Genomic DNA, 235 nt, shown 5'->3' with positions numbered 1-235 from the left:
GAATAGTTCGATGCTCGGTGTTTCCTTGAGGACCCCAGTGTATTGATAAGGCTCTATCAGGCGCAGCTTAGATATAGGATCCATATTCTCCGGCAGCTCGCCAAGGCCGGCTCGCACTATTTTTTGCGCCGGCGAAACAGCTGCCGTGCGTCGAAAGACGTTCTTGCCGACAGTGCGTGTCGTATTCCCCAGGTAGTTGGAAAGTCTTGCAAATCTCTGTGGCATGTTCTTGATC

General features: G+C 51.9%; 1 protein-coding gene. It reads right to left on the bottom strand.

The genetic code is table 11. The features are described from left to right. On the bottom strand, positions 1 to 235 hold a 235-nt coding region (locus AAEZ05_RS30220), incomplete at both ends, for a hypothetical protein (protein ID WP_350650360.1).

Origin of the sequence: Pseudomonas sp. HY13-MNA-CIBAN-0226 (genome assembly GCF_040310305.1) — a bacterium.
Classification (GTDB): domain Bacteria; phylum Pseudomonadota; class Gammaproteobacteria; order Pseudomonadales; family Pseudomonadaceae; genus Aquipseudomonas; species Aquipseudomonas gregormendelii.
The sequence above is the reverse complement of the archived record's forward strand: the minus strand, read 5'-3'. Positions and strand labels throughout refer to the sequence as shown.